General features: G+C 41.4%; 9 protein-coding genes. 4 read left to right on the top strand and 5 right to left on the bottom strand.

Annotated features, from left to right (window positions below; all coding sequences use genetic code 11):
- The first annotated feature begins 79 nt into the window (after positions 1-79).
- The 3 genes from G563_RS0133055 (at position 80) to G563_RS0133065 (ending at position 5059) form a co-directional block, all read left to right on the top strand.
- A complete protein-coding gene (locus G563_RS0133055; RefSeq protein ID WP_028669108.1) occupies positions 80-2356 on the top strand; it encodes a S9 family peptidase in 2277 nt (758 codons plus the stop codon).
- Between the two features lie 114 nt (positions 2357-2470).
- A complete protein-coding gene (locus G563_RS36540; RefSeq protein ID WP_051211359.1) occupies positions 2471-4537 on the top strand; it encodes an alpha-amylase family protein in 2067 nt (688 codons plus the stop codon).
- Positions 4538-4576: 39 nt separating this feature from the next.
- Positions 4577-5059 (top strand): META domain-containing protein, encoded by a 483-nt coding sequence (locus G563_RS0133065; RefSeq protein WP_084651033.1) that lies wholly within the window; start codon positions 4577-4579, stop codon positions 5057-5059.
- A 247-nt stretch (positions 5060-5306) separates the two neighbouring features.
- On the opposite strand, the gene G563_RS0133070 is transcribed toward G563_RS0133065, so the two are convergent.
- Positions 5307-6818 carry an oligosaccharide flippase family protein gene (locus G563_RS0133070; RefSeq protein WP_028669110.1) on the bottom strand — a complete coding sequence of 504 codons (1512 nt, stop codon included), beginning with the start codon at positions 6816-6818 and terminating at the stop codon, positions 5307-5309.
- A 97-nt stretch (positions 6819-6915) separates the two neighbouring features.
- Here G563_RS0133070 and G563_RS0133075 point away from each other — a divergent pair, with 97 nt between their 5' ends.
- Entirely contained in the window at positions 6916-8667 is a 1752-nt protein-coding gene (locus tag G563_RS0133075) for a hypothetical protein (RefSeq protein ID WP_028669111.1), read from the top strand.
- Positions 8668-8701: 34 nt separating this feature from the next.
- Here G563_RS0133075 and G563_RS0133080 read toward each other — a convergent pair whose 3' ends face one another.
- Genes G563_RS0133080 through wecB form a run of 4 tightly spaced genes read right to left on the bottom strand, consistent with a single transcriptional unit; the run spans position 8702 to position 12637 of the window.
- The gene (locus G563_RS0133080) at positions 8702-9616 is read right to left on the bottom strand and encodes a class I SAM-dependent methyltransferase (RefSeq protein ID WP_028669112.1); all 915 of its coding nucleotides are present in this window, start codon (positions 9614-9616) and stop codon (positions 8702-8704) included.
- A 39-nt stretch (positions 9617-9655) separates the two neighbouring features.
- A complete protein-coding gene (locus tag G563_RS36545) occupies positions 9656-10750 on the bottom strand; it encodes a glycosyltransferase family 4 protein (RefSeq protein WP_051211360.1) in 1095 nt (364 codons plus the stop codon).
- A gap of 3 nt (positions 10751-10753) precedes the next feature.
- Positions 10754-11485 (bottom strand): class I SAM-dependent methyltransferase, encoded by a 732-nt coding sequence (locus G563_RS0133090; RefSeq protein WP_051211361.1) that lies wholly within the window; start codon positions 11483-11485, stop codon positions 10754-10756.
- Positions 11486-11521: 36 nt separating this feature from the next.
- Entirely contained in the window at positions 11522-12637 is a 1116-nt protein-coding gene (gene wecB / locus G563_RS0133095; protein WP_028669114.1) for a non-hydrolyzing UDP-N-acetylglucosamine 2-epimerase, read from the bottom strand.
- Positions 12638-13187 lie beyond the last annotated feature (550 nt).

The raw sequence follows: 13187 nt of genomic DNA on the forward strand, positions 1-13187 counted from the left end.
AATACCAATCTTAGCTAAGAAGGCGGCAGAAAAGCCCCAAAATTACCCTTAAATTTGTATTACCTTAACTTACACCTACATGATACGTTTTCATTTATCTCAGCCCATTTTTCTCAAAACATTACTGATTTCTTTTCTTTTGAGTCAATTGGCCCTCGCCCAAGGCAAGCTCAAAGACTACCAACGTGCCGAACAACTCAAAAATCAACTTAAAGACAAAGTATATGGTGCGCCTTCGACGGCTACTTGGTCTATGAGTGGTTCGTGGTTTTGGTACCTTATCCAAACCCCACGGGGCAAGGAATTTATTGCCGTGAATGCCAAAGAGAAAAAACGTCAGCTTGCATTTAATCAGGAGTCAGTGGCGCAACAACTTTCTCAATCGCTCAACAAAAAAATTGACCCTTACGCTCTGCCTTTCAGCACGTTTAAGTACCTCAAAAACGACCAAGAGATTGAATTCAATGCGGAGGATTTTGTGTGGACGTATGGATTGAGCAACCAAATTTTGACAAAAAAAGAACCTGTTCGGCCTGAAGATAGAAGATACTGGGGCGCAAGTGGCAACGACCAACCTGACAAGCCTGTTTTTTCGCCCGATAGCAACTGGACGGCCTACATCAAAAACTACAACCTTTACATTCGTGAAGTATCCACCAAAAAAGAATTCCAACTGAGCTACGACGGTTCAGAAGGCGATTACTATTCAGGCTATGTGCAGTGGTCGCCCGATTCTAAAAAAGTAGTAGCCAACAAAATCCGCCCCAACCAAAAACACCTGATATACTTTGTGCGTTCGTCGCCCGAAGATCAACTTCAGCCTAAACTCGAAAACCGAGAATATCTCAAACCCGGCGACGCGCTTCCTTTTCGGAGACCTCAGCTTTTTTTGATAGAATCCAAAAAGCACATTCCGATAGATGATGCCTTATTCAATCACCAATTTAATATTTCACGCGTCGAATGGCGCAAAGATAGTCGTGCTTTTACTTTCGAATACAACCAACGCGGTCATCAAATTTATCGCATACTTGAGGTAAACGCCACTACCGGAAACGTACGAGCTGTGGTAGAGGAGCAAAGCAAAACCTTTATTGATTATAGTGGTAAAAAATACCGCTATGATGTCGCAGGCGGTAAAGAGCTTATCTGGGCCTCCGAACGAGACGGGTGGAATCATCTTTATTTGTACGATGCCGAAACGGGCAAAGTCAAAAATCAGATTACAAAAGGTAATTGGGTTGTACGTAATGTGGTAAACGTTAATCCTGACAAGCGTCAAATTATCTTTGCGGCAAGTGGAATGAACCCTCAGCAAGACCCTTACTTTGTGCATTATTATCGTATCAATTTCGACGGCACAGAGCTTACACCACTCACTTCCGACAATGCCAATCATACTGCTTTTTTCGCCCCTGACTTCCAGTCATTTGTAGACATATATTCGCGAGTCGATATGCCTCCGCTCACGGTTTTGCGGTCGGCCACCGACGGTTCTGTATTGATGGAGTTAGAAAAAGCAGATATTTCAGAATGGCAAAAAGCAGGCTGGAAAGCGCCAGAGGTATTTACGGCCAAAGCTCGTGACGGTCAGACTGACATCTGGGGAATCATCATACGACCTACTCATTTTGACCCCAAAAAGAAATACCCCGTTATCGAAAATATTTATGCAGGGCCACATAGTGCTTTTACTCCTAAGTCTTTTATGACTTACAATCGCTCCATGTTTGAATTGGCCGAGTTGGGTTTTATTGTAGTACAGCTCGACGGCATGGGTACATCGCTCCGTTCTAAGGCTTTTCATGATGTATGCTGGCAAAACCTCAAAGACGCGGGCTTTCCAGACCGTATCCTTTGGCTCCAAGCCGCCGCCCGCCAATACCCCAGCATGGATTTGACCCGAGTAGGTATTTACGGTACATCGGCTGGTGGGCAAAGTTCGACGGGCGGACTACTGTTTTATCCTGAATTTTATAAAGTAGGGGTATCTTCTTGTGGATGCCACGACAACCGTATGGATAAAATCTGGTGGAATGAACAGTGGATGGGGTATCCTATTGGCCCGCACTATGCTGATTGCTCCAATGTCACTCATGCCGACAAACTGCAAGGGAAGCTTTTGCTTATCTTGGGAGAAGTGGACGACAATGTGGATCCAGCTTCTACGATGCAGCTTGTCAATGCGCTTATTAAGGCCAATAAAGATTTTGATTTTTTGATGATTCCCAACATGGGTCATTCTGCGGGCGGCGATTATGGCGAACGTAAAAGACGTGATTTTTTCGTAAAACACTTATTAGGAACCGAGCCACCTGCTTGGACACTGCCTCTTTCGCCTCCTACTGGCAAATAGATTTGTTTTTTTAGCTGATAAGTATATTTTTAGTTTACAAAAAGCCGTTTTAAAGCGGCTTTTTTCTTTGTACTTTTTCCAAAAAAAGTATTATTTTGTCGCTTTACAAAACCTATGATGAATCATTTTACTACCAATACTCCACTCACATATGATGCGTATGTAAAAGAGTGGCGCGATATTCACCATCGCTTTCTTACTGATTTTGAGCAGTCTCAATGCTCATTCGTTCCTTATTTTTTACCAGAGTTTTCTGTCAAGCTCCCTACTTTTCAGCTCCTCGAAATCCTACGACAACGGCTTGGTAATGACGTTTTTTTGCGTGCACTCAATCCTACCGAAACTATCGATTCGCCGGTCAAGAACGAGCCCGATAGCCAATGGCTCAAAAAATCAAATATGGTGGGGGTCAATGTCCGTACGATTGGTAGCTTTTGGAATGTGGTGGCCTATGCACTTACCCTGCCTCAGTTTCATGACTCGGTTCATCTATTACCCATCTGGGAGCCGGGTGTAGTGGGAAGTTTGTACGGAAAAGTAAGTTGGAATATCAACGCAGCGTTTTTTAGTAACAAACTTCAAGAGGCCCTACCTTGGCTCGATAGTGTCGAAAAGCAGCTCAAAGTGGTGGTCAATTTACTCCATGCTTTAGGCAAAACAGTAGGACTTGACGTGATTCCTCACACTGATCGTTTTTCGGAAATTGTACTGATTCATCCTCGGATTTTTGAATGGGTACGTCGCGACGGCGGAATGCTCATCGACCATTCAGAAAATGTATGGCAGCAAGTGGAAGCCGTGATTTGGGCTTTTCTCCAAGAGCACGGCACTGCCGACGGGAGCCAACTCAATTTCGGGAAAGACATCCTTTTTGACCCCGAAATCCCACTATTTAGTGACCAAAAACGTCAAGAAATTATTTTTGGCTTTGATCAACAGCAGCGCTTACACCGCCGATTGGCCTTGATGCAAACCTTAGTTGCTCAAGGATTTGAGACACTCCCCATGACTATGGCACCCCCTTACCGTGGTTTGCATATCAATCCCGACGTATTTGTACTTGACGAAAGAGGTACTCCGTGGTTTCAGTATGAGTTTGACCATCCCCAAGAGATGTCGCGGGTATTTGGACCATTGACACGCTATCGATTTTACCATTCCAAAAACAATAACGAAGCGTGGGAGTTGGATTTTGAAAACCCCAATGTAGGTGCTTGGCATTATTTTATGAGAAAATACTACGAGTGCCAACAGCAATTCAACTTCGATTTTATGAGGGGCGATATGGCACACGTCCAAATGCGCCCCGAAGGAGTCCCTAGCCATATAGACGCTTTTTATGACCCGCTACGAGCGGTTAAAACTTTTATTCAAAAACGAGGTGTCAAATATTTCGCTTTTTATGCCGAGACATTTATCGCTCCCCCCAACGTGATGGGCTACGGCGACGAACTCGACCACCTCGAAGCTATCAACGCTGATGCCACGCTGGGCGATTTACAAGCATCGGTCGTAGGAAGTGAGGAATTTTCTGAACGCTTTTCTCTCTATGACCAACTGCTACGTACACGGCAATTTGCCCCTAGCTTTACTGTCATTACTGCCGACAAAGACGACCCTCGCTTTGATATTTTTTACCAAAACGGCAATCTAGTTCGGTATTTTATGGGGCTTTTTTTGACCGATATGCCTAGTTATTACAGCCTAGGTTTTGAAGTACGAAACTTGCACCTTGAACGGGGTAAAAATGAAGAATATACCAAACTGTACGTATTCCAAATCCACGATGATAGTGAGGAAGACAAAGTAACTCATGGGCCTTTTGAATGGGGAAAGAACGTATCTCAGTTTGCAGAACTCAATAAACTACGTCTGTTTGCGGAATCTATTTGGAAACATATTCAGTCGCAAGTAGTGAATTGGCTTGTAGCGCCAAGCACAGCCCCCAACAACAAGCTATGGGTATGGACTCATGCCCCACACGCACGTTTTGTATTTGTAGTGAATGTTGACCCCACCACCGAAGCAGCGGTCAAGGGCTTCGATATTACAAATTATGAGCTAGTTTTCAGCACCTCACACAATACTGATAATCAACATCTTACACCCCCACTTACAGGCTACATTTACCAATCAAAAGAATCATTTCCAACCTTTAGATTTCAGCCTGCGTCATGGTAAGTAAATAAAAGTTATTAATCAAACCCAAACACAAAAGCCATGATTAAGTTGATTAGTATGTTATCAGTTGTGATGTTGGTAAGTGCAAGTTGCAACAAAAACGAAGTAACACCCACCGATGAATTGAACAACGCCACCCAAATTAAAAACACACGCGCTAATTTTGAAAAATTGTCGGGCAAGTGGATTTTTAAAGAGTATCTCAAAGACAAAACCGTTCCGGCCAATAGCGAGGCTACTATCGAGTTTTCGAAAGGTGAATCTTCCGACATTTTGATAGTAAATGGTCGGTCTTTTGTAAATTTATACTCTACGTCTTTTACTTACAACGAAGCTCAATCTAGCATTCAAATTGCGGCCCCTATCGGTATGACAAAAATGGCTGGCACTCCTGAACAAATGAAAGCCGAAAGGGATTTTCATAGCAATTTGCAAAATGTGAAGAAGTTTGCCGTAGAAGGCAATACCCTCAAATTATACGTTGGAGAACCCGCTACCGAAGTCATGTTTTTTAATCAATAAGCCCTTGCCTTATTGGGTCTAAAGAGGCTGTCCAAAAAGTAACAGGTCACAAAATATTCTTTGGTTTCAACCTCATCCCAACCCTTCTCCTGGCAGGAGAAGGGCTCAAAAGTCCCCCTCTACTGAAAGGCCGCGACGGCGTACCGTGAGGGGGATTTAGGGGACGGTCGGCCGCTGCCGTGAGGTTGAACAGACGCCGAAGATAATTTGGTGATACCAGATTTTTTGGACAGCTTTTTTTTGTAATTTATTTACCCAAATACCCTTTTGATTTTCGCCAAATAGACCAAAGCGTTTTGTTGGCATCTTCCGAAATCTTCAACCCAAGCACTCCTCCTCCAAATACCGTTACAATCAACAGAGATTTGGCGACCATATTTATTAAAATACTCATTAGGGAAGAAGAAGGTGGCGGAATCAAGAGCGAAACGCCGTAAGTTATGGCGATCAAGAGCATGACTTTGGGCGTTTTGCTCGTAAAGGGTTGCAGCCCAAAACGATTATAAATAAACCAAAACTTGATAAAGTTGTAAATCGTAAGAGCCACAAGCATCGCCAAAGCCGCTCCGTTGTAGCCATAAGTAGGAATCAAAATGGCATTGGCAACGATGAGCATGAGGGTTTGAAAAATATAAAAGAAAAGGTCATAGCGATAGTATTTAGAACCTACCAAAATCTCAGAATTAAGCCCCGTAGCCATGTCAACCAATTTTCCCAAACCAGCAAACAACACCACCATTTTCCCCTGTTGATATACTTCAGATTTAGGGATAACTTTGAAAATACTATCAATATTACACCATATCCCCAAAAACAACAACCCACCGATAATCAGCAAGTTAAGCGACGACTTCTTGTAGATTTCGTCGATATGGCCCATGTCATTTTTTTGCCAAGATTCGTTAAGAAGCGGCGTACTGATAGAAGCAAGGGCATTGCGAGGAATCGCAATAATGAGGGCGATTTTGGTTGCAATGTCAAATATGGCCGTGTTGGTCATTCCATTGCTATAGAGGGGCAAAAAAAACTTCTCAATATTAAGCGCCAAATTGACGCTGATTCCACCCATGATTACCCAAAGGCCATATTGCCACATTTCCCGAAAAATTGGCTTTCTAATAAAACTAAAATCAACTTTCCAGTATAGCCTCCCAAGCCAAAATAAATATCCAAAAAGGGCTATGACGGCGGCTACATGTACCAACACCAATCCCATAATGAGTTCATTGAAAGTAATGAGCTTAAAGCCATAACAAATCGCCAAGAGAGAATTAGTCAGTTTGATTCCTAGCTCTCGAATAATAGCCGGTACCACAATCCGAAGATGCACCCTAGCATATGCTTCAAGCACCGCCATATATACCAAACATATTGTCAGCGGCAATAAGTAATAATAGTAACTTACCAAAAGGGGCGAATTTTCTTCGTACAACCACCGAAAAAAATCAACCCCAAAAAAGTAAAACAACGTAAAAATGAGGCATCCTATCAAAGGCGCTACCAACAGAAACACAAAAAAGCCGTTGTGTTGATTTCGTTCATTACTAAAACGATTAAAAAACCTCACTGCTACAAACGGAATTCCGAGCTGCGTAAAAGACGCAAACACCACGGGGTAGCTCGTCAGGGCACTGTATAATCCCATCTGATCCGTCTCCAAAAAACTGTTGTAGAGATAGAGAATATTTACAGTACCTATAATGACTCCTAGGTATGTAACTATCGAATTTTTAAGGCTTTGCCTAATTATAATTCCCATTAATACAAATATTTACATTAAAAATATCCCATTTGGCATAATTGTTGAGAACTGCTGCTTAAGTATATATTTTACACTACCCAACCCCAAAATTAACATGATTACGCAGGTTTTACGTAAGGAATCCTCCTTTCTATTTCCGCTTGCCCTTCCTTTTATCGCCATTGGTAGCGCACTTGGAGTATGGTGGTTTTATCTTCTTCAATATACTTCCAACACACCTTATTGGGATGATTTTTTGTGGGCGGTCAATTTCATGGCTGACTGGACTCAAGCCAAAAACGCTGCTCAACAATGGCAACATTTATTTGGATTTTATTTTGAGCACCGTATCGTATGGTTACGTTTGTTTTTATTGTCGAGCTATTGGCTCAATGGTACTATCAATTTCCAAACCCTTTTGTTGATTGGCAATATTGGCTTATTAGCCTTACCGTTTTTATTTTGGAAATCCTTGCCGGGTCGTAATCTTCTTGTTAAAATCTCTTATTTATGGCCTATTACTTGGATATTATGGCAACCTCAATGCTATCACAACATCTTTACCACATACGGTCTCTCCAATCACTACACCATTTTGTTTGTCATAGGAACAATTTATACCTTAATTTACTTTCCGCACAAGCTCGTTTTGGCTTTATTGCTAGCTTTCTTAGCCACTTTTAGCACAGGCACGGGGCTTATTGTTTGGGGCGTAGGTGGTTCAATTTTAGTATGGCAAAATAGGCGTAATCAATTAATCATCTGGACAATAGTAGCCCTTATCTGTATTGTTGGGTATTTTGGCGGAGGCGGAAAACCAAGTTCTTTTGCCCCTCAAAACGTCCCTTTGCTTACCAAAATTCTCAATTTACCCTTTTATCTTCCTACGTTTTTCTTCGATATTTTTGATTTTGGTTCTCTTAAAGCTGGCAAAATGACCGCAATGCTCATCGGAATACTCAGCTTTGGGGGGTTATTGACTTGGGTATTTTCTCAATTAAAACCTATTTTGCAAGCCTCTTCGTGGCATCAACTTCCTCAAGTGCTCTGGAAAGCACGGCAAAACTTAAGTTTAAATCAACTGTTTTTATTACACATCGTTTTCTTTTTGGGCATTGTAGGGCTTGCCGCAGCATTCAATCGAGTTGGCGCCAAATTTAATCAGTGGTCATTTCCTGATTATTATCGCATCTATTCCCAAATTTTCATAATTGTATTGTATAGTTGGGGGCTACAATATTTTTCATCCCGTCTACAAGTCAGGGTCATAGGGATGGTATTTGCGGGCCTATTTTGGATGGCAAGTTATATTATACATACCCCTCACATCATCAACTTACACCATCAAATTGAGGCTGACGCTTTCAATTTTAAAGTCAACAGTCGCTGGAGTTTTTATCCTGCTCATCGTGGCCCTAAGGAGTATCATCTCATCAATCAAAATACGCATCAAATCATAGAAAGTGGCATTTGGCAAATACCTTCTTTTACTTCGACTTTTCGTCAAGAAAGTATTAGCTGCGAAGATTGCCAAGTCAATATCTCCACCGATCATACCAAACCCGCTCTTAAGTTTCAATATACTGGGTATGATTCTCATTCAAATACGCAATTTTCGGCCTACCAAAGCTCTCAGCATTTATGGATAGCTCCCTTGACCCAAACAATCGCCGATTTAGGATATATGCTCAAACACCAATCTCTGACCAAGCCAGAGCCTGTTTCCGTTGTGAGTATCAATCGCTATTTTTTTGAAGCGACCGATATTCGCCCCTCTAGTCTTAGACATTGGCCATTAAAAGCCATTCCAACGCCTATTGATTTTGGAGGTGATACCGAATTGTCGGTGGTTCATGTACAACCATAGATTCACAAAAACGCATCAGTCCAACTAGCAAGGTTTAGTTTTTACGAAAAACGGCTAGTACGGTGGCTCCTTGTGGAAATACAGGTAAGCGTTTGACTAGCCAACGAGTAAGTACATGGGTAGCACTACTTAAGATATTGTTGCCCAGTATCTTATTGAGCCATAATCGATACGCCATGCTGCGATTGATAGCCCCGGAAGGCTGAATCGAAATCTCAACGATTGACAAATCATATTGAGTAGCCAAATAAGCCAATGAGCGAGCATCCCAAAGTAGCATATGGTGCGGTGGTACGTTGAGTGTATGATAAGGGTCGAGTGCAAAAATAGGGCTATCATTGTTAGGTACACCGATAGCAAATACACCTCCTTTTTTCAGGCAAGTCAACGAATCTTTGATAAATTGTCCTACTTCATTGACATGCTCAAACAACTGAAAAGCGCATACCATATCATACTTAGCTGGATACTGAGTGGCATGCTCACCGATAGTCTGGTCGATGATTTGGATTCCCTGGGTTTTACCATAGGCCACTGCTTCAGGATTAAAATCCAAGCCAATGCCTTCTGCCTTTTTTTCTTTTATTTTCTGTAAGAAATAACCATTACCACAGCCAATTTCTAATATTTTTTGTCCTTCCTTTATATGTTGAATTGTCTTCTCATGCTCCCATTTCCACAGTGAATAATAGCCCTTATAAACCCTAGCCAAATCTGCGTAAAATTGCCCATCTCCTGCTAATGAAAAAGGATAATAAAACCGCAATTGAGAAGTCTGGCATTGGTATATATCAATATTGTCCAGTCCTTTGAAATAGCTACTTACATCCACACTAAATTCTTTTTGGTACTGCTCTATGATTTGGCTGGCAGACAATTGGCTTTCGAGTACCACATCGGCCTTACCAGTAAGTGGGGAAACAACGGTCATGGGGGAAGTATTTTCCATAAGTTATTTTTGTCAAAACTTAGCTTTAAGAAAGCCCTTCTAATTTTTTAAAACTTGTAATAACTTCTCAGTTTGTAAATCAATAGCATACTCTTTTATCATTTTTTCACGAGAAGTCTCTCCCATTTGAGCAGCTAATGCGGCATCGGAAAACAATATTGACATAAAATACGCCATATTCTCAACATCTTGCTCCTCTACCAAATAGCCTGTTTTTCCATGTTCAACGGCATCTTTGATACCCGCATGTCGTGTACTTACGATGGGCAGCCCCGTTGCCGCTGCTTCTAAAATAGAAGTAGGAGTACCTTCAGAATCATTGTTTTCGGGATTAAACATTGAGTGTTGTACAAACAACCGCGCTGCACGAAGATAAGAAGCTACTTCGTCAGGTTTTTTGATGCCAAGTAGCTGTACGGCGTGTCGAAGCTGTAAATCTTCTACTAGTTTTTTGCAACTATTAAACAAATCACCATGTCCAATCATCACCAAACGGGCATCAGGATGAGTTTCCAAAACCTTGTCAAATGCTTTGATAGTCAGATGAGGGGCTTTTTTGCCCGTAAAACGTCCTACTGCCACCGCCAATTTTTCGGAAGTAGCAGGATTGGCGCCAAAAAACTCATGTATTTTTACCCCACACGATACAAAATGGACTTTATCGCGGGGAGCGCCTAATTCCACCAAACGCTCCACCATATCTCTCGACACTGCTACAATTGCTTTGGCATATCTAAAAATCTTTTGATATTCGGCCAAATGTGATTCCACCGTTTTTTTTTCAAAAGCATCAAATCCGTGAAAATGCACTACCAACGGAATCCTTGCTTTGATACAACCGTCGATGATTCCCGCACCCGTAGTGCCATACTCTACTATTACTACATCAGGCTGCTGCTGAAGTAAATACTTAGCCAAATAGTGCGTGTAAACCTTAGCATACAACGCTGGAATAAGCCTTTTGATAAATACCCTGATGGGTTCACTAAATGGAAAAACAGATTTACCGTTTTGGTCTTCATACGGTCTTTTTCCGCCCGTAAGTACAAAAAAAGGTTTTAAGTATTCGATATGATACCTAATAAACGTTTCTGAATAATTGCGTTTATTGGGATGGGCAAAACCTATCTTCATACTTTATTTTTTGGCTTTTGCCACTACCAGATAAGTACATCCATCGGTATCAGTGGCTTGTTGAGTACTAATTTTATCAAAAAGGGCAATCAAAGCTTGCATGGGAATCGTAAGCAAAGGACGTAAAAAAGACGGAAGTTTGAACAAAAGTCCATCCTGAAATAGCTGTAGCCCCATTGCTGAGCGTCCAATAATTCCCCGAAATGCGACTACTTCAAACCCATTTCGCTCTACGATTTTTTTCAATCCTGTGGAGGTCCAACGCCAATAATCCGTAGGGTCGGGGTGGTACATCCAATACCCGTGCGTTGTCAACAACAAAGTGCCGTCGGGTTTTAAGATACGATGCGCTTCACTAAGATAGCCTTCTGGGTCTTCTACATGCTCTAGTACTTGGGTCGAAAGCACTACATCTATCTCGCTATCCCCGTATTGAATCTTGCTATCACTTCCCACAATAATATCCGCATGTGGATTCCAGGCCAAATCAATTCCTAAATACTGGATATTTTTATTCCTAAAAAGAGAAAGATAGGGTTTAGTACCACATCCATAATCAGCCAATGTAATAGTTGTTTTCTGGGCCAGGGAGTTTACATACTTATCGCGCCCCCATTCTACCAATGCACGAAGTTTTTTAAGATAATACCAACGTGGATGCCCAAAGGGAGGCTTGATACGATAATGCTCGTCGGGATTGTCGGGCAGCGCCTCTGTACGGACATTTTGGGACATAAAAATAAATTTATCAATCACTTATAAATAAGACAACTATACCAACTCACCATGGAATTTTTGTACTAAAATATCGGCGATGCGGTTGGCAGCCGCTCCATCCCATAAAGGAGGAATAGTACCTTTTTTAGTACGTCCGGTGAGTATTTCTTCTACTTTTTGACGTACTGTCAAAGGATTCAAATCGGCCAAAAGCTGATTAGTACCAAGCTCTACGGTCACAGGCCGCTCGGTAGTATCTCGAAAAGTAAGACATGGTACCTGCAAAAAAGTAGTTTCTTCTTGGATTCCTCCCGAATCTGTGATGACAATAGCGGCATTTTGCATCAATTTCAAAAACTCCAAATACCCTTGAGGCTCAGTGAGAATCAATCCTTCAATTTGAGTGAGCATTGGCAACAAACCAAGCTTTTCAATGTTATTTTTAGTTCGCGGATGAATCGGGAACAAGACTTTTTTGTGTTTTACGGTATCTTTTATTATTTGTAAAATATTATGCAAACCTTCTTCAGTATCTACATTGGCTGGACGGTGCATCGTCATCAATACGTATTCACTGGCATGTAGTGACGTTCCTATCAAATCCGTTAAATCAAGTTGTTGGGCTTTTTGATGATAATATACCAGCGAATCAATCATACAATTGCCAACCATAAAAACTTTTTCATCCGGCACGCCTTCTTTTTTTAGATTATCGATGCCTGATTGTTCGGTTACAAAAAGCCAATCGGAGATGCTATCTGTCAAGATTCGATTGATTTCTTCGGGCATTCGACGGTCACCGCTTCGCAGTCCTGCTTCTACATGGGCAATAGGAACGTGCATTTTGCTAGCTACTAAAGCACACGCAATGGTCGAGGTCACATCCCCTACCACCAATACCAAATCTGGACGCTCCACCTCCATCACTTTTTCAAACTCCAGCATGATTTTGGCAGTTTGCTGCGTATGAGAGCCTCCCCCTATTCCCAAAAAATAGTGAGGCTCTGGCAGTTCTAATTGGTTAAAAAACACATCCGACATCTTAGCATCATAATGCTGGCCAGTATGAACAATTTTTGATTCAATCTCATTTTTGGTCAGAAAAACCCTGTGCAAAGGGGCTACTTTCATGAAATTAGGACGAGCACCGACTATATTGAGTATTTTCATTACAAAAAATCACTGAGTACTTTTTGGATAGGATTCGCAAAGGTACAAATTTCTACTGACGCATCAGTGTAGCGCATTCTTTATGCTTGCTTCCTACATTTGGAAAAGTATTTTTTTAAGCAATTTTTTCTCCTAAAATGCCAATCCACACTACCTATACTTAGGCTTTTTTTGGGATAAAATCTGAATGATTTCTAAAATAGCTTATATATCTATCTAGTGACGAAATTCCGGCATTTACTTCATTTCACGTATACATAAAGGCAATTTCAATTTAAGTGATCTCGGGGATTTTTGGTATATTTTATCTCAAAATGAGTGTTTTAAATCCAATTTTTCCGCTTGATAAGTGTAGCAGCAATATTTTGGTAAAATGCTGCATGTTCGCTTAATTTGTAGGTCTTTTCAGAAAATATACTGCATTGATTATCTAACAACATTCGCATACACATCCTCAAAAGATTATATTCGTGTCGCATTTTATGTCTTTTTTCCATAGATATACTTTAATTTTCGCTCTCATTGTGGGGGGCGTTCTAAACTTAAATAG

It is taken from the genome of Runella zeae DSM 19591 (assembly GCF_000423565.1).
Classification (GTDB): Bacteria; Bacteroidota; Bacteroidia; order Cytophagales; family Spirosomataceae; genus Runella; species Runella zeae.